The following is a 19,626-nucleotide window of genomic DNA, read 5'->3' on the forward strand; positions in this document are numbered from 1 at the left end:
CCCGGGCGGACGGTCCGGGCGCTACCATCCGCGTCGTGTCCGAGGTGCGGCTGTCGACCACGTCCTACGTCGTGCTGGGGATGATCGCGCTGCGCGGCCCCTCCACGCCGTACGACCTCAAGCGCGCCGTGGGCCACTCCGTCGGCTACTTCTGGCACTTCCCGCACGCCCAGCTCTACTCCGAGCCCGACCGGCTCGCCGACCTCGGCCTGCTGGAGCTGTCGGTGGAGGACAGCGGGCGGCGGCGCAAGACCTACTCGCTGACCGCCCCCGGCCGTGACGCCGTGCGCGCGTGGCTCGCAGCGCCGACGAACGAGCACTTCCAGATGCGCGACATCGCCGAGCTGAAGCTGTTCTTCAACGAGGTCGGCGACCCGGGCAACGTCGCCACCCTCGCCGCGGAGCAGATGGCGCAGCACCGGGAGCGCATCGCCGTCTACGAGGGCATGGTGGAGCGCTTCGGCACCCAGCCCTCCGCGGAGCCGCGCATGATCACCCTCGAGCTGGGGCTGGAGATGGAGCACGCGGCCCTGCGGTTCTGGCGGGCGCTGGCCGACGGCGATCTGGACGGGCTGCGCGCGGCGCGGGAGCATCGGTACGACCGGTCGGAATGAATCCTGCCGGGACGGGCTTGGGAGCGGTATGGCGGGCACCACGCGAGGTTTCCTCGGACGACGACGCGAGCGCGATCCCCGGCTCCCCCCGGGCCAGTACGACGCGCGGGACGAGTGGCCGGTGCTCAACGCCGAGGCCACGCCGCGGCTGAGCACCGACCGGTGGACGTTCACCGTGGAGGGTCTCGTCGAGCGCGAGCTGACGTGGACCTGGGACGAGATCCGCGCGCTGCCGCCGTCGCGGTACGAGGGCGACATCCACTGCGTGACGACGTGGTCGAAGTTCGGCATGCGGTTCGACGGCGTCTCCGTCGACACGCTGCTCGACGCGGCCGGGGTGCTGCCCACCGCCACCCACGTCATCGGGGTGGCGCACACCGGCTACACCACCAACCTGCCGCTGGCCGACGTCACCGGCGGGAAGGCCTGGGTGGTCTGGGACGTCGACGGGCAGCCGCTCACCCGCGAGCACGGCGGCCCCGCCCGGCTGCTCGTGCCGCACCTGTACTTCTGGAAGAGCGCCAAGTGGGTCTCCGGCCTGCGCCTGCTCGACCACGACGAGCAGGGCTTCTGGGAGCGCAACGGCTACCACGACCGCGGCGACCCCTGGACCGAGCAGCGCTACCAGGGCGACTGATGACCCTGACGCCCGGCGGCACCACCCACCGCCGGACCCTGCGCTGGCAGCTCGCCCGGGTGCTGGCCGTGCGGGACGAGACGCCCCGCGCGCGGACGCTGCGCCTGGCCCTGCCCGAGCCCCGCCGGCACGTCGCGGGGCAGCACTACGTCGTGCGGCTCACCGCGCCCGACGGGTACACGGCCCAGCGCTCCTACTCGGTGGCGTCCGCCCCGGACGACACCGGCGAGATCGAGCTGACCGTCGAGGAGCTCGAGGACGGCGAGGTGTCGGGCTACCTGCACGGCGTGGTCGAGCCCGGCGACGAGCTGGAGGTCCGCGGCCCCATCGGCGGGTACTTCGCGTGGGCGGGCGACACCCCGGCGCTGCTCGTCGGCGGCGGGTCCGGCGTCGTGCCGCTCATGGCGATGCTGCGCCAGGCCCGACGTGCCGGGGCGGGCGACCTGCTGCGCGTCGTCGTCTCCGCCCGCACCGCGGCCGACCTGTACTACGCCGACGAGCTGCCCGGCCCGGAGACCACCGTCGTCCTGACGCGGACCGGGCGCGGGCGGCTCACGGTCGACGACCTCGCGCCGCTCGTCCGCGGCGGCGAGGACGTGTTCGTCTGCGGCTCCCCCGGCTTCTGCGACGCCGTCACCGACCTGCTGGTGGAGGCCGGGGTGCCGGTGGGGTCGATCCGCACGGAACGCTTCGGCCCCTCCGGCTGACGACCGCGGGCGCGCCCCGCCGCCCCGGCCCGTCGCCCGGCCCCCGCGCCCCGCCCGATCGCAGTGGGGTGGCTCCACTCCGACCAGGTTGCAGTGAAGCCACCCCACTGCGTCGCGGGTCGGGGTGGCGGGGGTCGGGGTGGCGGGGGTCGGGGTGGCGGGGGGTCAGGGCGGCGGGGTGAGGGCGCGGAGGATGCGGGCGAGGTGGGCGCGGTCGTCGTCGGACAGCGGCCGGAACACGCTCTCCGCCTCCGCCGCCCTGGCCGCGCGGATCGCGTCGCCGACCTCGCGCCCGCGCTCGGTGGGGGCGACGAGGGTGGCGCGGCGGTCGGCCGGGTCCGGGGCGCGCTCGACGAGGCCGCGACCCTCCAGCGCGTCGACGACCTCGGTCGCGGACCGGGGCGCGATCCGCAGTGCGTCGGCCAGGTCCCCCAGCCGCAGCGGTCCCCCGCGCAGCAGCGTGCCCAGTGCCCGCGCCTGGGCCGGCGTGACGTCCCACGGCGCCAGCGCCTCGCGCGCGGCCTCGCGCATCCGCCGCGCGACCGCGCGGAAACCGTCGGAGAGGGAGTCGTCCACGGGAACAGACTAGACACGGCCCGTGTTGCACCCTCATAGTGAGGTTACCTCAACAAAGTCGACGGAAGGATCCGTACTTGGAAGCCGACATGCAGAAGCTGTCCCGTCGCGCCGGGCGCGACACCGTCACCGCCGCCGACACGGCGCAGGCCCGCGAGGTCTCGCTGCGTCGCATCGGCCGTCTGTTCACCCCCCACCGCCGCGCGCTCGCGGTCGTCACGGCGATCATCGTCGCGTCGTCCGTCGTCGCGCTGGCCTCGCCGTTCCTGCTCCGCGCGGTGATCGACACCGCCCTCCCGGAGCGCGACATCCCGCTGCTCGCCTGGCTCGCGGGCGCGATGGTCGCGGTCGCCGCGATCACCGCCGCCCTCGGCGTCGTGCAGACCTGGATCGCCACCTCCGTCGGCCAGCGGGTCATGCACCGGCTGCGCACCGACGTGTTCGCCCACCTGCAGCGCCAGTCGATCGCGTTCTTCACGCGCACCCGCACCGGCGAGGTGCAGTCGCGCATCACCAACGACATCGGCGGCATGCAGACCGTCGTCACCTCGACGGCCACGTCCGTCGCCTCCAACCTGACCACCGCGGTCGCCACGGCCGTCGCGATGGCCGTGCTGTCCTGGCAGCTCTCGCTGATCTCGCTGGTCGTGCTGCCGCCCGCGGTCTACCTGACCCGCCGGGTCGCGCAGATGCGCCGCGCCATCACCGCGCGCCAGCAGCGCGAGCTCGCCGACCTCAACGTCACCGTCGAGGAGGGCCTGTCGATCAGCGGCATCCAGCTCTCGCGGACGATGGGCGCGGGCCCCGCGCTCGTCGAGCGGTTCACCGGGTCCTCGGCCCGGCTCGTCGACCTGGAGCTGCGCAGCCAGCTCGCCGGACGCTGGCGGATGGCCTCGACCGGGGTGGTGTTCGCCGCCGTGCCGGCCGTGATCTACCTCGGCGCCGGGTTCACGACCACCCTGTCGATCGGCACGCTCGTCGCGTTCACCACCCTGCAGGCGGGGCTGTTCCGGCCCCTGCTGGGCCTGATGAGCGTCGGGGTCTCGCTGGTCAGCTCGCTCGCCCTGTTCGCCCGCATCTTCGAGTACCTCGACCTCCCCGTCGAGGTCGACGACCCGGCCGACCCCGTCGAGATCGACCCGGCGCGGATGCGCGGGCACGTCCGCATCGACGACGTCACCTTCGCCTACCCCGGCGCCGACACCGCGGCCGTCGCGGGCGTCACCCTCGACGTCCCCGCCGGCAGCACGCTGGCCCTGGTCGGCGCGACGGGCTCGGGCAAGTCGACGCTCGCCGCGCTCGTCGCCCGCCTCTACGACCCGGACGCCGGACGCGTCACGATCGACGGCGTCGACCTGCGCGACATGCGCCTCACCGACCTCGCCTCGGTCGTCGGCGTCGTGAGCCAGGAGACCTACCTGCTGCACACCACGGTGCGGGAGAACCTGCGCTACGCCAAGCCGGACGCGACCGACGCCGAGATCGAGGCCGCGGCCCGCGCCGCGCAGGTGCACGAGCTGATCGCGGCCCTGCCCGACGGCTACGACACCCTGGTCGGCTCGCGGGGGCACCGCTTCTCCGGGGGCGAGAAGCAGCGCCTGGCCATCGCCCGGACCCTGCTGCGCGACCCCCGCGTGCTGGTCCTCGACGAGGCCACCTCGGCGCTGGACACCAGCACCGAGAAGGCCGTCCAGGCCGCGTTCGACGCGCTGTCCCGCGGCCGCACCACGATCACCATCGCCCACCGCCTGTCCACCGTCCGCGGCGCCGACCGGATCGCGGTCGTCGACCACGGCCGGATCGCCGAGTCCGGCACCCACGACGAGCTGGTCGCGCGCGAAGGCCGGTACGCCACACTGGCGGCATGATCGGTCGCACGGCCCTGGTCACGGGCGTCAGCAGGCGGCGCGGCATCGGGTTCGCCCTCGCCCGGCGCCTGCTCGCCGACGGCCACCGCGTCTTCGCCCAGTCCTTCAGCCCCTACGACGCCACCGAGCCCTGGGGCGCCGACCCGATCGACGAGGTGCTCGACGAGCTCGGCGGCGAGGGGCCGCGGTTCGCGCACACGGCCGTCGACCTGGCCGACCCGGCGGCCCCCGCGGCGCTCGTCGCGGCGGCCGTCGAGCGGTTCGGCGGGATCGACACCCTGGTCGTCAACCACGCCCGCTCCCAGGACGCCACGCTCGCCGAGATCGACGCCGCGATGCTCGACGCGGTGTGGGCGGTCAACGTGCGGGCGTCGCTGCTGCTCGTGCAGGCCTTCGCCGAGCAGTACCGCGGCGAGGCCGGCCGGGTCGTGCTGTTCACCTCCGGCGCGCACCGCGGCCCGATGACGCGCGAGATCCCCTACGCGGCCACCAAGGCGACGCTGGCGGCGATCACCGAGACGCTGTCCGACGCGCTGGTCGGGCGCGGGATCACCGTCAACTGCGTCAACCCCGGCCCCACCGACACCGGCTGGGCCACCCCGGAGCTCACCGAGCAGGTGCGCGACCACCTGCCCCGCGGCCGCTGGAACCGTCCCGACGAGGCCGCGGCCGTCGTCGCGCTGCTGCTCTCCCCCGACGCGGGGTCGATCACCGGGCAGGTCGTCGACGCCGAGGGCGGGTTCCGCCGCTCCACCGTGTGACCGGTGACCCGATCGGGTGGCGTCCCGGTCACACCTTCGGGGCCGATCGCCGTGCGGAACCTGACGGCGGGCCGCACCGTGGGGAAGCTGGGGTCATGCAGCTCACCCGATACGTCCTGGCCGGAGCGCTCGCGATGGCCCTCGCCATCGGCGGTGCGACGGTCGCGTTCGCCGCGGACGCGCCGGGCAACCGCGGGTGGTCGGCGCCGGTCGGGGCGGCCGACGAGTTCGCCGACCGCTCCGAGTAGACCCGCCCCTAGCCCCGGTCCGGGCCGCCCGCCGCCCGGTACACCTGGGCGGCGGCGCGGCTGAAGCCGTCGGGCAGGCCGACGGCGGCGATCGCGTCCGCGGCCTCCTCCATCTCCCCCGCCCAGCGCCACGCCTTGGCCGAGGACCGGGCGGTCACCTCGCTGATCCGGGCGCCGTAGTCGATGCCGTCGCGGGCCAGCTCGTCGCGCAGGGCGTCCTCGACCCCGTGGGCGCGGGCGGCCTGCGCGAGCGTCAGCCACAGGGCGGGGACCGCCTTGCTCTGCAGCCCGAAGCACGCCTTCAGCGCGCTCGCCGCGCCGAGGTCGGCCCCGAGCACGCGGGCGTCGAACGGGGAGTGCGCGAACAGCTGCGCCACCTCCTCGGCGCGGGCGCCGGACAGCCACAGCACCGTGCTCCCCCGCTCCCACGCGGGCGGCCCGATGATCGACCCGTCGACGACGTCCCCGGCGCCGAGCAGGTCGGCGATCGCCGCGACCGTGCCGGGCGAGACGGCGTTCGCGTCGACGTAGAGCGGCCGGTCGGGCCGGTCGGCCAGTGCCCGCGCCACCTGCGTCGCGACGTCGAGCGCGGCGTGCGGCGGGCAGATGGAGACGATCACGTGCGAGCGGCGGGCGAGTTCCGCGAGGTCGGGCACGGCGACGAGGTCGGCGGTCTCCGCGCGCTTGGAGGTGGGCACGCTCCGCGCGGCCGCGGCCCAGATGACGGCGCCCGCCACGGGCTTGAGGGCCGAGCCGAGGGCGGCACCCATCACGCCGGGGTGCAGGATCCCGATCACCGGGCGGGGCGGCAGCGCGCTCATGGGGTCATCATGGCCGCTGCGGAGATCAGCTGCTCGACCCGGTCCCGCAGGTCGAGCAGCACCGGCGCCACCCCGGGCACGACGAGCGCGACCAGCACGAACGCCGCCACCGTGAGGCCCGGCGCGACGAGCCACGCCTCCACCTTCCCGCCGGTGCGGAACCGCATCGCGCGCGGGCTGCCGACCGGGTACCAGCGGCGCTGCCGGATCGGCAGCGGCCACAGCAGCGGCGCCCCCGACTCGGTGACCGCGTCGCCGACGGAGTGCACGACCATCCCCAGCGTCACCGCGGTGCCCAGCCAGCCCGCGGTGCCTGCGGTCCCGCCGGGCACGTACACCTGCACCGCGAAGGTCAGGCCCGCCGCGACCACCAGCGACGGCGGGCCGGGCACGATCGCGTCGAGGCCCTTGATCGCGAGCGCGAGGCAGACGAACAGCGTCCCGAGCAGCACCGGCGTGCCCCAGGCCGCGGACGCCAGGTTGATCCCGAGCCCGAGCAGCACCGCCCCGAGGACGGTGTGGGTGAGCCCGCGGTGCGTGCCCTTACCGGTGTCGCGCCGGGCGCGGGTGAGCCGGTACACCAGCCCGGACAGCGGCCGCACCACCTGCGAGGCGAGGAAGGACGCCGCGGTGAAATGCTTCGTCGCCGTCGAGCTCGGATGGTCGAGATCCGGCAGCAGCGCGGCCCCCGCGCACACCGCGGCGAAGGTGAGGACGGACCCCGCGGACGGCTCGACGCCGAGGGCGAGGGGGACGTACCCGGCGACCGCCAACCCGAGGACGGCACCGGACGTGGCATGACTGACCCCGAGCACGCGGTGACGCTACGCAACCGGCGGGGCGACGTCGGTGAGGCGCGCCGCCCGCTCGTCGCTAGGGCGGATCGGGCAGGCCCAGGGTGTCCAGGAGCCGCGTCGCCGCCAGCGTCGCCGTCAGGTCACCGCTGCGGACCTCGGCCTCCACCTCGCCCAGGGTGTCCTTCGCGCTGGTCTGCAGGCGGTCCATGAGCTGGTCGCGGACCATCGCCCACATCCACTCGACCTGCTGGTCGGCGCGGCGGCGGCCCAGCGACCCGTCGGCCTCCAGGGTGGAGCGGTGATCCTGGACCGCCGCCCACACCTCGTCCATCCCGGCGCCGGTCTGCCCGCTGCAGGCCAGCACCGGCGGGCGCCAGGTGTCGTGGGCGGGCGTCATCATCCGCAGCGCGCCGGCGAGCTCGCGGGCGGCGACCCGCGCATCGCGCTCGTGGGACCCGTCGGCCTTGTTCACCGCCACGACGTCGGCGAGCTCGAGGATTCCCTTCTTGATGCCCTGCAGCTGGTCGCCGGTGCGGGCGATGGTGAGCAGCAGGAACGTGTCGACCATCCCCGCGACGGTCACCTCGGACTGCCCCACCCCGACGGTCTCGACGAGCACCACGTCGTACCCGGCGGCCTCCATCAGCACGATCGTCTCCCGGGTCGCGCGGGCGACGCCGCCGAGCGTCCCCGCGCTCGGCGAGGGCCGGACGAACGCGCTGTCGTCGACGGCGAGCTTCGCCATCCGGGTCTTGTCGCCCAGGATCGAGCCGCGCGTCCGCGTCGACGACGGGTCGACGGCGAGCACCGCGACCCGGTGCCCGTCGCCGGTCAGACGGGTGCCGAGGGACTCGATGAACGTCGACTTGCCGACGCCGGGCACGCCGCTGATGCCGACGCGCACCGCTCCCCCGCTGTGCGGCAGGAGCTCCAGCAGCAGCTCCTGGGCGGCGGCGCGGTGGTCGGGGCGGTTCGACTCGACCAGCGTGATCGCGCGGGCGAGCACCGACCGCGACCCGTCCCGGACACCGGCGGCGAGAGCGGCGACGTCGACCGGCGGCCGCTCAGCCACGGGGCCTCCGGCCCCCGTGCGCGGGGAGGAGGGCCGGAGCCCTCTTCTCCGCGCACAGGGCGTTCAGCTCTCCCCCAGCTTCGTCAGCAGGTCCACCGCGGCCTCGGCGATCACGGTGCCCGGCCCGAAGACCGCGGCCGCGCCCATCTCCAGCAGCGTCGGGACGTCGGCGGGCGGGATCACGCCGCCGACGACGACCATGATGTCGGCGCGGTCGAGCTTCGCCAGCTCCTCGCGCAGCTCCGGCACCAGCGTGAGGTGCCCGGCGGCGAGGGAGTTGACGCCGACGACGTGCACGTCCGCCTCCACGGCCTGGCGGGCGACCTCGCCGGGGGTCTGGAACAGCGGGCCCACGTCGACGTCGAAGCCGAGGTCGGCGAACGCGGTGGCGATGACCTTCTGGCCGCGGTCGTGGCCGTCCTGGCCCATCTTCGCGACGAGGATCCGCGGCTGGCGGCCCTCCTCGGCGGCGAACGCGTCGACCAGCTCGCGGGCGTGGTCGAACGTCGGGTTCTTCCCCGTCTCCTCGGAGTACACCCCGGAGATGATCCGGATCTGGCCCGCGTGGCGCGAGTACACCTTCTCCAGCGCGTCGGAGATCTCCCCGACGGTCGCCTTCGCCCGGGCGGCCTGCACCGCGAGCAGCAGCAGGTTCTGGTCGTCGCCGCGGGTGGCCTGGCCTGCGGCGTTCGTCAGGGCGTCGAGGGCGGCGTCGACCTCGCGGGAGTCGCGCTCCTCGCGCAGCCTGCGGAGCTTGTCGAGCTGCTCGGCGCGCACGCCGGCGTTGTCGACCTTGCGGACGTCGAGCTGCTCGTCCTCCGCGACGACGTACTTGTTGATGCCGATGACGGGCTGGCGACCGGAGTCGATGCGGGCCTGGGTGCGGGCCGCGGCCTCCTCGACGCGCAGCTTCGGGATGCCCGCGTCGATGGCCTGCGCCATGCCGCCCGCCTTCTCGACCTCCTCGATGTGCCCCCAGGCGCGGCGGGCGAGGTCGTAGGTGAGCTTCTCGACGTAGTAGCTGCCGCCCCACGGGTCGATGACGTCGGTGGTGCCGGACTCCTGCTGCAGCAGCAGCTGGGTGTTGCGCGCGATGCGCGCGGAGAAGTCGGTGGGCAGTGCGAGCGCCTCGTCGAGGGCGTTGGTGTGCAGGCTCTGCGTGTGGCCCTGGGTCGCCGCCATCGCCTCGACGCAGGTGCGGATGACGTTGTTGTAGACGTCCTGCGCGGTGAGCGACCAGCCGCTGGTCTGCGAGTGCGTGCGCAGCGACAGCGACTTCGCGTTCTTCGGGTCGAACTGGCTGACCAGCCTGCTCCACAGCAGCCGGGCCGCGCGCAGCTTCGCGACCTCCATGAAGAAGTTCATCCCGATCGCCCAGAAGAAGCTCAGGCGCGGGGCGAAGGTGTCGACGTCGAGCCCGGCGTCGATCCCGGCCCGCAGGTACTCCACGCCGTCGGCCAGGGTGTAGGCCAGCTCGAGGTCGTTCGTCGCCCCGGCCTCCTGGATGTGGTAGCCGGAGATCGAGATCGAGTTGAACTTCGGCATCTCCCGCGAGGTGAAGGAGAAGATGTCGGAGATGATCTGCATCGACGGGGCGGGCGGGTAGATGTAGGTGTTGCGGACCATGAACTCCTTGAGGATGTCGTTCTGGATGGTCCCGGTCAGCGCCTTGTGCTCCACCCCCTGCTCCTCGGCCGCCACGATGTAGAGCGCGAGGACGGGCAGCACGGCCCCGTTCATCGTCATCGACACCGACATCCGGTCGAGCGGGATGCCGTCGAAGAGCTGGCGCATGTCGTAGATCGAGTCGATCGCGACGCCCGCCATGCCGACGTCGCCGCCGACGCGCGGGTGGTCGGAGTCGTAGCCGCGGTGCGTGGCCAGGTCGAACGCGATCGACAGGCCCTTCTGCCCGGCGGCGAGGTTGCGCCGGTAGAACGCGTTGGACTCCGTGGCGGTGGAGAAGCCCGCGTACTGGCGGATCGTCCACGGCTGCGTCGCGTACATCGCCGGGTACGGGCCGCGCAGGTACGGCGCGATGCCCGGGTAGGTGTGCAGGAAGTCGACGCCGTCGAGGTCGGCCGCGGTGTAGAGGGGGTTCACCGCGATGCCCTCGGGGGCCTCCCACGCGCTCCCGGACCCCGCCCAGGTGTCGGCCGGGGCCGCGTCGGAGCGGAGCGGGACCTGGGTGAAGTCGGGGATCATCGGCCGGCCTCCTGGTAGATCGTGTCGATCACGGTGACGGCGTCGCAGCCCGCGTACAGGGTGCCGTCGAGCCCGTCGAGGTCGGACCTCCCGGCGAGCAGGACGTGCGTGGCGCCCGCCTCGCGCAGCGCGGAGACGGTCTCGGCCGCGCGCTCGGCGTAGACGTCGTCGGTGGAGCACAGGACGGCGACGGTCGTGCCCGCGTCGGCGAACGCGGTGGTGACGTCGGACGCGGTCTCGGTCGGGCCCGCCTCGACTGGCTCGATCCCGCCGGCCTGCAGCAGGTTGCGGGCGAACCCGGCGCGCGCGGTGTAGGCCGCGAGCGGGCCGAGCGTGGCGAGGAACGCGCGGGGCCGGGACCCGGATTCGGCGAGCCGGGCGTCGGAGCGGTCGCGGAACGCCTCGTAGACGCCGGCGGGGCGGTAGACCGGGAGCCCCCCGGTCGGTGCCTCGGGCAGCGGGCGGCGCTCGACGGGCTTCTCGTCGAGGTCGGGGAACTCGCTGACGCCGGTGAGCGGGCGCTTCCGCGTGGCGGCGTCGCGCTCGCGGCGGGCCCGGACCTCCCCGGTCCGCTCGGCGAGCCATCCCGAGTCGAGCACCGCGACCGCCCCGCCCGCGGCCTCGATCTCCTGGAAGAACGCCCAGGACGCCTGCGCGAGCTCGTCGGTGAGGGACTCGACGTAGAACGAGCCGCCCGCCGGATCGATCACCCGGGCGACGTGCGACTCCTCGACCAGCAGCGCCTGGGTGTTGCGGGCGATGCGGCGGGAGAACGGCTCGGACGCCCCGAGCGCGGAGTCGAACGGGGCGACGGTGACGGCGTCGGCTCCCCCGACGCCCGCGGAGAACCCGGCGAGGGTGCCGCGCAGCAGGTTCACGTAGGGGTCGCGGCGGGTGTACATCGTCGGTGAGGCGACGGCGTGCTGGGCCATCGGCTGGGCATCCCCGCAGGCCTCCGTGACGCGGGACCACAGCCGTCGGGCCGCGCGCAGCTTCGCGATCGTCGGGAACTGCTCGGCGGTGGCGGCGAGCCGGAACTCCAGCAGCCGCGACGCCGTCGGGATGCCGAGGTCGGCCAGCACCCGCAGGTACTCCAGTCCCGCGGCGAGGGCGAAGCCGAGCTCCTGGGCGTCGGAGCCGCCCGCGGTGTGCACCGGCAGCGCGTCGACGACGACGGCGCGGACCAGCGGGTGCTGCTCGGCGACCCGGGTGGCGAGCGCGACGACCGAGTCGACGGGCGGGCCGTCGCCGGTGCGGGCGCGCAGGCCGATCGGGTCGAGGCCCAGGGTGCCGCGCAGGGCGTCGCCGGTGCCGCGCTCGGCGGCCAGGTCGAGGAACGCCTCGGCGAGCGCCTGCTGGTCGGGTCCGTCGAGGACGACCGGGGCGAGGTCGAGCAGCACGTCGCCGAGGACGTGCGGGAGGTCGGCCGGCGCGGTGCCGGTGAGCCAGACCGAGGTGACGCCGTTCTCCAGGTCGGCCAGCACGGCGGCGCGCGCGGTGTCGGCGTCGGTGTCGGTGTGGCGCTGGCGGACGTCCCAGCCGTCGGGCACGGGGCCGTCGGCGGTGCCGCCGCGGACGAACGGGGCCGCGCCCGGCACGCCGACCGGGGCGTCGGGGACCGCGGTGTAGAGCGGGCGGACCGCGATCCCGTCGGGACTGGTGCGGACCAGCTTCTCGACGCCGGCGCCCGCGGGGGCGTCGTCACCGATCCGGCGGGCCTTGCGCAGCACCCCGTCGACCAGCGCGGTCCACTCCGCCTCCGTGGCCGCGGGGAACTCCGCGGCCAGCGACAGCGCGGGCGGCGCGGTGACCTCGCCGGACACGGGCACCTCGGACGACGCGGCCCCGGACGACGCGGCCTCGGACGACGCAACCTCAGACGACTCTGCCTCGGGCATCCCGCGATCGTAGTGAGTGGCCGGCGGCGCGGCCGGACCCGCCGTGGGTGGTTCCGCTCACGTACGGCGCACGGCCGGCTCCGCAGCCGGGTGACGCCCGGGGGCGCCATGGCCGTTCAGGCGAGCACGACCGCCCCGTCCCGCACGGCGACGGTGCGGGACGGCAGCGGCTGCTGGGCCGGGCCCGCGGTCGGGCTGCCGTCGACGGCGGAGAACGTGCTGCCGTGGCACGGGCACACGATCTCGCCGTCGTTCACCTCGGTGACCGCGCAGCCCTGGTGCGTGCAGGTCGCGGAGAACGCCCGGAACTCGTCCTCGGCGGGGCGGGTGACGACCAGGTCGAGCTCGGCGAACACCCGCCCGCCGCCGACGGGGATGGTCGCGGCCAGGGCGAGCGCGTCGGCGACGGGCAGGGAGGCGGCGGGCGGGGAGGCGGCGGGCGGGGACGCAGCGGGGGCGGGCACGACGGCGCCGGCCTCGGCCGCCGGGCGGCCCGCACCGTAGGCGGCACAGCCGGTCAGCGCCGCGGCACAGGTCCCGCAGGCCGCGGCGAGCAGGGAGCGTCGGGTCGTCACGGGGTGCCTCTCAGAGGGTCGGGCCGGAGGTGGTGAAGAACCACAGCGAGGACGTCAGCCACAGCGCGGTGAGCACGACGAACAGCAGCGCGCCCAGCACGGGGACCGCCCACCGCGGGCCGCCCGGACGGCCGAGCACCAGCATCTTCGCGACGAACGCGCCGTACACCGCGCACCCGGCGAGCGAGTGGACCAGCACGCGGACGGTCGTGTCCTGGTAGCCGAGCGCGTAGAGGCAGTGCACCGCGACCGGCACGGTGAGCAGCACCGCCGCCCGGCCCGACCAGCGGTGCAGGCCGGCGGCGACCCGCCCGCCACCGCGGTGCATCCGCCGCGCCGACCCCAGCTGCACCAGGGCGAGGGCGAACGCGGCGGTCCCGAGCCAGCTCTTCGCCGCGGTGCCGCTGGAGAACCCGGCGACGTTGATCGCGACGAGCGCGGGCTCGTGCACGCGCCCGTAGACGCCGAGGCCGACCGAGACCATGGTGCCGAGCGCGACCGCGACGACCAGGGGGCCGGGCCGCAGCGCGGGCGGCGTCGGGCGGGCCGCGGCGTGGGCGGGCCCCTCGAAGGTCCAGGCGCCGTCGTCGTCGGTGGGGGCGGCCGGGCGGGCGGTGGTGCCGGGGAGGGCCGCGGCGCCGGGGCGGGCGTCGGACGTTCCCGCACGCGCGGGGGCGGCCATCAGTACGCCATCCCGGCGCGGTCGGCCACGTCCGCGACGTCGTCGCGGCCCGCGGCCACCGCGGCGTCGACGTCGGTCGCCTCCGCCGTGAGGGCCCACTCCACCCCGTCGAGGGTGAAGGTGCCGGTGGCGCCGTCGGCGTCGGCGGTGCCGGTGAGGGTCGCGGAGCCGTCGGCGCTGCGCAGGTCCAGCTCCCCGCCGGTCGCGGTGCCGCGCAGCCACACCTCGTCGCGGGCGTCGCAGACGTAGGCCACGGCCTCGTCGCCGGTGACGACGACCGCGACGGTCATCGGGCGGCCCTCGGTCCGGCCCGCGTAGGCGATCTCGTCGGGCCGGGCGCCCGCGTCCCGGTCGGCGCCCGCGGCGGCGGCGGGGTCCGGGACGACACCGACCACCCCCGGCGCGGGGATGGTGCCGATCCGCGGGGCGGCGGCGGGCGGGCCGGGGGCGGTGGCGCTCTCGGCGACGCGCACCGCGTCGCCCGCCGGCGGGGCCGCCAGGTGGTTGGTGGCGAACAGGCCGCCGCCGAGTACCCCGACGGCGAGCAGTGTCAGGAGGGGAGCGTTGCGGGTCATGACCGCCACACGGACGGGTGACGGCGGCGGTTCAGGTGAACCCCGTCCGGTCGCGGTCCGTGTGGGGATCAGGCGGCCGGACCGTGAGTAGGGTCCCCGCCCGTGGACCGGACAGGTGACCGTCGAGCCAGGGCGGACGAGGCGTTGGTCCACGCCGTCTACTCCGAACACGGACGGGCGATGCTGGTGTACGCGACACGACTGCTCGACGACCGCGCGGCGGCCGAGGACGTGGTCCAGGAGACCCTGATCCGGGCCTGGCGACACCCCGACGTGCTCACCAACGGCCGCGGCTCCGTCCGCGGCTGGTTGCTGACGGTGGTGCGCAACATCGTGATCGACCGCGTCCGGGCCCGCGACGCGCGTCCCCGCGAGGTCGCGGAGGAGCCCGAGCGCCCGCCCGTGGCCCGCGACCACGCCGACGCCGTGGCCGCCTCGGTCACCGTGCACGCGGCGCTCGGGTCGCTGTCCGACGAGCACCGCGCCGTGCTGGAGCAGGTCTACCTGCACGGCCGCAACCTCGACGAGGCCGCGGCGGCGCTCGGTGTCCCCAAGGGCACCGTCAAGTCGCGGTCGTTCTACGCGCTGCGCGCCCTGCGCTCGGCGATGGAGGCCGCCCGATGACGCTCCACGACCGCGGCGACCTCGGCGCTCACGCCCTCGGCCTGCTCGACGGCGACGACGCCCGCGCCGTCGACGCCCACCTCGCGACGTGCCCGGACTGCCGGGCCGAGTGGGAGTCGTTGCGCGGCACCGCGCTGGCGCTGCGGGAGCTGCCGCCGGAGACGTTCCTCGACGGCCCGCCCGACTCCGGGCTGCTGCTGCGCCGCACCGTCCGCGCGGTCCGCGCCGAGGGCGGTGGGGCGCGGCGCCGCACCCGGCTGGCGCTGGTGGCGGCCGCGGTCGCCGTCGCGGTGGCGCTGGCCGGCGGCGGGGCCCTGCTCGGGCGAGCGCTCGGCCCGTCGACGACGGTCTCCGCCGACTCCCGCACCCCCGGCTCCCGCACCGTCGAGGGCACCGCGGGCCCGATCGTCATGTCCGCCACGGTCACCCCGGCGGCGGGGTGGGTGCGGGTGGCGACGACGGTGCGCGGCATCGAGGCCGGGAAGCGCTGCACGATCATCGTGGTCGGCCGCGACGGCACCGAGAACGTGGCCGGGAGCTGGCTGGTCTCCCCCGCGTGGGAGGTCGAGGGCGGCACGGTGCAGGGCTCGACGATCATCGACCCTGAGGACGTGCTGGCCGTGGCGATCCGCGACGAGGGCGGGACGGACCTGATCACCCTGCCCGTCTGACCCCGCCCGTTCGACCCCGCCCGTTCGACCCCGCCCCGCCCGGACCATGGCCCGGGACACCTTCCGCCCCCGCTGACTTCTACAGGGTGTAGAACTACTACAGGACGTAGAAGTTCGAGCCTGGAGGAAGCCCGTGGACGCCCTGGACCTGGCCCGGTGGCAGTTCGGGATCACGACGATCTACCACTTCCTGTTCGTGCCGCTGACGATCGGGCTCTCCGTCGTCGTCGCCTCCCTGCAGACGGCCTGGCACCGCACGGGGAGGACCGAGTACCTGCGCGCCACCCGGTTCTTCGGCAAGCTGTTCCTGATCAACTTCGCGATGGGCGTGGTGACCGGGATCGTCCAGGAGTTCCAGTTCGGGATGAACTGGAGCGCGTACTCGACGTTCGTCGGCGACGTCTTCGGCGCCCCGCTGGCCCTGGAGGCGCTGCTCGCGTTCTTCCTGGAGTCGACGTTCATCGGGCTGTGGATCTTCGGCTGGGACAGGCTGCCCAAGCGCGTGCACCTGGCGACGATCTGGGCCGCGGCCATCGGGTCGAACCTCTCGGCCTACTTCATCCTCGCCGCGAACGCCTGGATGCGGCACCCGGTCGGCTTCGAGGTGAACCCGGAGACCGGCCGCGCGCAGCTCACCGACATCGGAGCAGTGCTGACCAACCCGCAGGCGTGGTCGACCTACACGCACGTGCTGGGCGCGTCGTTCGTCGTCGCCGGGCTGTTCGTGGTGGCCGTCAGCGCGTACCGCCTGTGGAAGCACCACGACCAGGACTCCGGGATGTTCCGCAGGACGCTGCGCGCCGGGCTGCTCACGACCGTGGTCGCCGGCGTCGTCGTCGTGGCGTCGGGCGACCACCAGGCCAAGCTGATGGCGCAGGACGAGCCGATGAAGCTCGCCGCGGCCGAGGCGCTGTGGCGCACCGAGGCGCCCACCGGGTTCTCGCTGTTCGCCGTGGGCGACGTCGAGGGCTCGCGCAACGTCGTGAACGTGCAGGTCCCCTACGTGCTGTCGTTCCTGGCCACGGGCGAGATCACCGGCGAGGTCGAGGGGATCGTCGACCTGCAGGAGCGCTTCGAGCAGCAGTTCGGCCCCGGCGACTATGTGCCCAACGTGCCGGTCCTGTACTGGGCGTTCCGGCTGATGATGGGCCTGGGCGGTGCGGCGATCGGCGTCGGCGTGCTCGGGCTGTGGCTCACCCGCCGCGGGCGGCTGCCGCGGGCCGGCTGGATGTACGGCGTCGCGATGCTCGCCCTGCCCGCGGCGCTGGCCGCCAACATCGCGGGCTGGATCCTCACCGAGATCGGGCGCCAGCCGTGGACGGTCGTCGGCCAGCTGCTCACGGCGGCGAGCGTCTCCCCCGGGGTCTCCCTCGGCGAGGTCGCGTTCTCGCTGACCGTCTTCACCCTGCTCTACGGCGCGCTCGCCGTCGTGGAGGCGCGGTTGCTCTGGCGCTACGTGCAGGCCGGGCCCGGGCACGTCACCCCGACCGTCGAACCGGGCGCCCGCGTCCCGGCCTTCACCTACTAGGAGCGGTCATGGATCTCGCGACGGTCTGGTTCCTCGCCATCGCCCTGCTCTGGACCGGCTACCTCGTGCTGGAGGGCTTCGACTTCGGCGTCGGGATGCTGCTGCCCTCCGTCGGGCGCGACGAGCCGGGGCGCCGGACGATGATCAACGCGATCGGCCCGGTGTGGGACGGCAACGAGGTGTGGCTGATCACCGCGATCGGCGCGATGTTCGCCGCGTTCCCCGCCTGGTACGCCGCCGTGCTCAGCGGCTTCTACCTGCCGGTGCTGCTGGTCGTGGTGGCGCTGGTGTTCCGCGGGGTCGCGTTCGAGTACCGCGGCAAGATCGACTCGCCGGCGTGGCGGCGGCGCTGGGACGCGGCGATCGTCGGCGGCAGCCTGGTCCCGGCGTTCGGCTGGGGGCTGGTGTTCGCGAACATGCTGCGCGGCGTCGAGATCGGCGCCGACGGGGTGGTCCGCTCCTCGCTGCCCGACCTCCTGTCCCCCTACGCCCTGCTCGGCGGGCTCGCCACGACCGCGCTGTTCGTCCTGCACGGAGCGCTGTTCCTGGGCCTGAAGACCGACGGGCCGGTGCGGCAGCGGGCGCGGGCGGCGGCGCGGCGGGCCGCGTTCGTCGCGGTGCCCGTGGTCGGCGGGTTCCTGGCGTGGACGGTGCACGACCGGGGCACGGGCGTCGTCGCGGCGGTGGCCGCGGTGGTCCTGCTGCTCGCGGCCGTCGGGTGCGCGGCGCGGCGCCGGGAGGGGTGGGCGTTCGCGGCCACCGCGACCGCGGTCGTCGCGGTGTCGGTGGTGGTCTTCACCGGCCTGCACCCGGAGCTGCTGCCCTCGCTCGTCGACCCCGCGTACGCCCTGACCGTCGCCGACGCGTCGTCGGCGCCGTACACGCTGGGGATCCTCAGCGCGGTCGCCGCGGTGTTCCTGCCCCTGGTGATCGGCTACCAGGCGTGGAGCTACTGGGTGTTCCGCAAGCGGGTGCACGTTGAAGCCGCTTGACCCCCGCCTGGTCCGCAGCGTCGCCGCGGTGCGGGTGCACCTGGCCGTCGTCGTCGTACTCGGCGTCGCGACGACGGGGGTGATCCTGGCGCAGGCCTGGCTGCTGGCGCGCACGATCGCCACCGCGGAGCTCGCCGTCTCGGTGGCAGCGCTGGCCGCGTTCGCGCCGGCCCGGGCCGCGCTCGCGTACGGCGGGGAGACCCTCGCGCTGCGCAGCGCGGCGACGGTGAAGTCGGCGCTGCGGCGGCGGCTGGTCCGGCACGTCGTCGACGACCCGCAGGGCGCGGGCGAGGTCGTCACGCTGGCGACCCGCGGCCTCGACGCCCTCGACGACTACGTCGCCCGGTTCCTGCCCCAGCTCGTGCTCGCGGTGCTCGTGCCCGCGGCGGTGCTGGTGGTCGTCGCGCGGGCCGACTGGATCTCCGCGCTGGTCATCGGCCTGACGCTGCCCCTGATCCCGCTGTTCATGGCGCTCGTCGGCTGGCACACCCGGGCCCGGACGCAGCGTCAGTGGCGGCTGCTCGAACGCCTCGCCGGGCACTTCCTCGACGTCGTCGAGGGGCTGCCGACGCTGGCGCTGTTCCGCCGCTCGAGGGCCGCGGCCACGCAGATCCGCGCGGCCACCGACGCCCACCGCGACGCGACGCTGGGCACGCTGCGGATCGCGTTCCTCTCGGCGTTCGTGCTGGAGCTGCTGGCGACGCTGGCGGTGGCGCTGGTGGCCGTCGAGGTCGGGCTGCGGCTGCTCTACGGCCACCTGGACCTGGAGACCGCGCTGCTCGTGCTGATCCTCGCGCCGGAGGCGTACCTGCCGCTGCGCGAGGTGGGGGCGCGGTTCCACGCGTCGACCGAGGGGGTGGCGGCCGCGGAGCGGGTGTTCGAGGTGCTGGAGCGGCCGGTGCCCCCGGTGGTCGCGGGAGGCCCGGTCGCCGCACCGTCGGTCGTCCGGTTCGAGGGCGTCTCGCTGTCCTTCGGCGAGGTCCCCGTCCTGCGCGGGCTCGACCTCGCGCTCGCCGCCGGCACCACGACGCTCGTCACCGGGCGCAGCGGGGCGGGCAAGTCGACGCTGCTCGCGCTGCTGCTGCGGTTCGCGACGCCCGACTCGGGGCGCCTCACCGTCGACGGGCGCGACCTCGCCGCGGTGTCCACCGAGCAGTGGCGGCGGCTGATCGCCTGGGTGCCCCAGCGGCCGCACCTGTTCGACGCCTCGCTCGCCGACAACATCCGCCTCGGCTCCCCCGGCGCCTCGCTCGCCGACGTCGCGGACGCCGCCGGGCGGGCCGGGCTCGCCGACGTGGTCGCCGCCCTGCCCGCGGGCTACGACACGCACCTCGGCGAGCGCGGCACGCGGCTGTCGTCCGGGCAGCGGCAGCGGGTGGCGCTCGCGCGCGCGTTCCTGCGCCGGGCCCCGATCGTCCTGCTCGACGAACCGACCGCGCACCTGGACGCGGCGATGGCGGCGGTCGTCCGGGCGTCGGTCGCGGATCTGGTGCGCGGCGCGACGGCGGTGATCGTCGCCCACGACGACGGCTGGTCCGACCTGGCCGACGCGGTCGTGCACCTCGACACCGCTGCGCCCGACCCCGGCGACCCCACCGCACCCGGTGCCTCCGACGCCTGGACCGGCCCCGCGGTCCCCCGCGGCCCGGCCCCCGGCACCCGCTCGCCGGAACCGGTCCGATGACCGCCCCGAGACGGGGCTCCCGGTGGCCCGGACCGCACCCGGCCGCGGCTCGGGACGATCACCCCGAGGGTGCTCGCTCCGGGGGGCTCCC

At 75.1% G+C, this 19,626-nt stretch carries 20 protein-coding genes; 11 read left to right on the plus strand and 9 right to left on the minus strand.

Going from position 1 to position 19,626, the window contains the following annotated elements:
• Nucleotides 1–35: 35 nt before the first annotated feature.
• The 3 genes from H6H00_RS24340 to H6H00_RS24350 are packed head-to-tail and all read left to right on the plus strand — an operon-like array spanning nt 36 to nt 1,958.
• Complete coding sequence (locus tag H6H00_RS24340) at nt 36–614, plus strand: PadR family transcriptional regulator (RefSeq protein WP_344735735.1); 579 nt, start codon at nt 36–38, stop codon at nt 612–614.
• A 28-nt stretch (nt 615–642) separates the two neighbouring features.
• Nucleotides 643–1,251, plus strand: coding sequence for a sulfite oxidase-like oxidoreductase (locus H6H00_RS24345; RefSeq protein WP_185718006.1), 609 nt, complete (start codon nt 643–645; stop codon nt 1,249–1,251).
• Nucleotides 1,251–1,958: a ferredoxin reductase gene (locus H6H00_RS24350; protein ID WP_185718007.1), complete on the plus strand. Its 708-nt coding sequence runs from the start codon at nt 1,251–1,253 to the stop codon at nt 1,956–1,958. The genes H6H00_RS24345 and H6H00_RS24350 overlap by 1 nt, the downstream gene beginning before the upstream one ends.
• Nucleotides 1,959–2,123: 165 nt before the next feature.
• On the opposite strand, the gene H6H00_RS24355 is transcribed toward H6H00_RS24350, so the two are convergent.
• Nucleotides 2,124–2,534, minus strand: coding sequence for a MarR family winged helix-turn-helix transcriptional regulator (locus tag H6H00_RS24355; RefSeq protein WP_255425354.1), 411 nt, complete (start codon nt 2,532–2,534; stop codon nt 2,124–2,126).
• Between the two features lie 89 nt (nt 2,535–2,623).
• On the opposite strand from H6H00_RS24355, the gene H6H00_RS24360 reads away from it, so the two are divergent.
• From H6H00_RS24360 to H6H00_RS24370, 3 genes are all read left to right on the plus strand, one after another.
• Nucleotides 2,624–4,402, plus strand: coding sequence for an ABC transporter ATP-binding protein (locus H6H00_RS24360; protein WP_185718008.1), 1,779 nt, complete (start codon nt 2,624–2,626; stop codon nt 4,400–4,402).
• A complete protein-coding gene (locus tag H6H00_RS24365; RefSeq protein WP_185718009.1) occupies nt 4,399–5,163 on the plus strand; it encodes an SDR family oxidoreductase in 765 nt (254 codons plus the stop codon). Before H6H00_RS24360 ends, H6H00_RS24365 begins: the two co-directional genes overlap by 4 nt.
• Nucleotides 5,164–5,258: 95 nt before the next feature.
• Entirely contained in the window at nt 5,259–5,411 is a 153-nt protein-coding gene (locus tag H6H00_RS24370; RefSeq protein ID WP_185718010.1) for a hypothetical protein, read from the plus strand.
• 8 nt (nt 5,412–5,419) lie between these two features.
• Here H6H00_RS24370 and H6H00_RS24375 read toward each other — a convergent pair whose 3' ends face one another.
• The 8 genes from H6H00_RS24375 to H6H00_RS24410 all read right to left on the minus strand — a co-directional run bounded on the left by H6H00_RS24375 (nt 5,420) and on the right by H6H00_RS24410 (nt 14,036).
• Nucleotides 5,420–6,232: a DUF1932 domain-containing protein gene (locus H6H00_RS24375; protein WP_185718011.1), complete on the minus strand. Its 813-nt coding sequence runs from the start codon at nt 6,230–6,232 to the stop codon at nt 5,420–5,422.
• Nucleotides 6,229–7,047: a metal-dependent hydrolase gene (locus tag H6H00_RS24380; RefSeq protein WP_185718012.1), complete on the minus strand. Its 819-nt coding sequence runs from the start codon at nt 7,045–7,047 to the stop codon at nt 6,229–6,231. The genes H6H00_RS24375 and H6H00_RS24380 overlap by 4 nt, the downstream gene beginning before the upstream one ends.
• A gap of 58 nt (nt 7,048–7,105) precedes the next feature.
• Nucleotides 7,106–8,101, minus strand: a complete 996-nt coding sequence (gene meaB / locus H6H00_RS24385; RefSeq protein WP_185718013.1) for a methylmalonyl Co-A mutase-associated GTPase MeaB — start codon at nt 8,099–8,101, stop codon at nt 7,106–7,108.
• A gap of 63 nt (nt 8,102–8,164) precedes the next feature.
• Entirely contained in the window at nt 8,165–10,306 is a 2,142-nt protein-coding gene (gene scpA / locus H6H00_RS24390; RefSeq protein WP_185718014.1) for a methylmalonyl-CoA mutase, read from the minus strand.
• Nucleotides 10,303–12,204, minus strand: a complete 1,902-nt coding sequence (locus H6H00_RS24395; RefSeq protein ID WP_185718015.1) for a methylmalonyl-CoA mutase family protein — start codon at nt 12,202–12,204, stop codon at nt 10,303–10,305. Before H6H00_RS24395 ends, scpA begins: the two co-directional genes overlap by 4 nt.
• Before the next feature lie 116 nt (nt 12,205–12,320).
• The gene (locus H6H00_RS24400; protein WP_221775648.1) at nt 12,321–12,779 is read right to left on the minus strand and encodes a Rieske (2Fe-2S) protein; all 459 of its coding nucleotides are present in this window, start codon (nt 12,777–12,779) and stop codon (nt 12,321–12,323) included.
• Between the two features lie 10 nt (nt 12,780–12,789).
• Complete coding sequence (locus H6H00_RS24405; protein ID WP_221775649.1) at nt 12,790–13,461, minus strand: DUF6529 family protein; 672 nt, start codon at nt 13,459–13,461, stop codon at nt 12,790–12,792.
• Nucleotides 13,461–14,036, minus strand: a complete 576-nt coding sequence (locus tag H6H00_RS24410) for a hypothetical protein (RefSeq protein ID WP_185718016.1) — start codon at nt 14,034–14,036, stop codon at nt 13,461–13,463. Before H6H00_RS24410 ends, H6H00_RS24405 begins: the two co-directional genes overlap by 1 nt.
• A gap of 102 nt (nt 14,037–14,138) precedes the next feature.
• On the opposite strand from H6H00_RS24410, the gene H6H00_RS24415 reads away from it, so the two are divergent.
• The 5 genes from H6H00_RS24415 (at nt 14,139) to cydD (ending at nt 19,535) form a co-directional block, all read left to right on the plus strand.
• On the plus strand, nt 14,139–14,660 hold the full coding sequence (locus H6H00_RS24415) for a sigma-70 family RNA polymerase sigma factor (RefSeq protein ID WP_221775650.1): 522 nt from the start codon (nt 14,139–14,141) through the stop codon (nt 14,658–14,660).
• A complete protein-coding gene (locus H6H00_RS24420; protein WP_185718018.1) occupies nt 14,657–15,331 on the plus strand; it encodes an anti-sigma factor family protein in 675 nt (224 codons plus the stop codon). The genes H6H00_RS24415 and H6H00_RS24420 overlap by 4 nt, the downstream gene beginning before the upstream one ends.
• Before the next feature lie 133 nt (nt 15,332–15,464).
• Complete coding sequence (locus H6H00_RS24425; RefSeq protein WP_185718019.1) at nt 15,465–16,859, plus strand: cytochrome ubiquinol oxidase subunit I; 1,395 nt, start codon at nt 15,465–15,467, stop codon at nt 16,857–16,859.
• An 8-nt stretch (nt 16,860–16,867) separates the two neighbouring features.
• Complete coding sequence (cydB, locus tag H6H00_RS24430) at nt 16,868–17,851, plus strand: cytochrome d ubiquinol oxidase subunit II (RefSeq protein ID WP_185718020.1); 984 nt, start codon at nt 16,868–16,870, stop codon at nt 17,849–17,851.
• On the plus strand, nt 17,838–19,535 hold the full coding sequence (gene cydD, locus H6H00_RS24435) for a thiol reductant ABC exporter subunit CydD (RefSeq protein WP_185718021.1): 1,698 nt from the start codon (nt 17,838–17,840) through the stop codon (nt 19,533–19,535). Before cydB ends, cydD begins: the two co-directional genes overlap by 14 nt.
• Nucleotides 19,536–19,626: the final 91 nt, after the last annotated feature.

Origin of the sequence: Pseudonocardia petroleophila (assembly GCF_014235185.1) — a bacterium.
Lineage (GTDB): Bacteria > Actinomycetota > Actinomycetes > Mycobacteriales > Pseudonocardiaceae > Pseudonocardia > Pseudonocardia petroleophila.

Bases quoted from the DNA above. Each gene is read 5' to 3' on its own strand.
- H6H00_RS24345 (WP_185718006.1), top strand. From the start codon at position 643: ATGGCGGGCACCACGCGAGGTTTCCTCGGACGACGACGCGAGCGCGAT.
- H6H00_RS24350 (WP_185718007.1), top strand. From the start codon at position 1,251: ATGACCCTGACGCCCGGCGGCACCACCCACCGCCGGACCCTGCGCTGG.
- H6H00_RS24360 (WP_185718008.1), top strand. From the start codon at position 2,624: ATGCAGAAGCTGTCCCGTCGCGCCGGGCGCGACACCGTCACCGCCGCC.
- H6H00_RS24365 (WP_185718009.1), top strand. From the start codon at position 4,399: ATGATCGGTCGCACGGCCCTGGTCACGGGCGTCAGCAGGCGGCGCGGC.
- H6H00_RS24370 (WP_185718010.1), top strand. From the start codon at position 5,259: ATGCAGCTCACCCGATACGTCCTGGCCGGAGCGCTCGCGATGGCCCTC.
- H6H00_RS24375 (WP_185718011.1), bottom strand. From the start codon at position 6,232: ATGAGCGCGCTGCCGCCCCGCCCGGTGATCGGGATCCTGCACCCCGGC.
- scpA (WP_185718014.1), bottom strand. From the start codon at position 10,306: ATGATCCCCGACTTCACCCAGGTCCCGCTCCGCTCCGACGCGGCCCCG.
- H6H00_RS24395 (WP_185718015.1), bottom strand. From the start codon at position 12,204: ATGCCCGAGGCAGAGTCGTCTGAGGTTGCGTCGTCCGAGGCCGCGTCG.
- H6H00_RS24405 (WP_221775649.1), bottom strand. From the start codon at position 13,461: ATGGCCGCCCCCGCGCGTGCGGGAACGTCCGACGCCCGCCCCGGCGCC.
- H6H00_RS24410 (WP_185718016.1), bottom strand. From the start codon at position 14,036: ATGACCCGCAACGCTCCCCTCCTGACACTGCTCGCCGTCGGGGTACTC.
- H6H00_RS24420 (WP_185718018.1), top strand. From the start codon at position 14,657: ATGACGCTCCACGACCGCGGCGACCTCGGCGCTCACGCCCTCGGCCTG.
- cydB (WP_185718020.1), top strand. From the start codon at position 16,868: ATGGATCTCGCGACGGTCTGGTTCCTCGCCATCGCCCTGCTCTGGACC.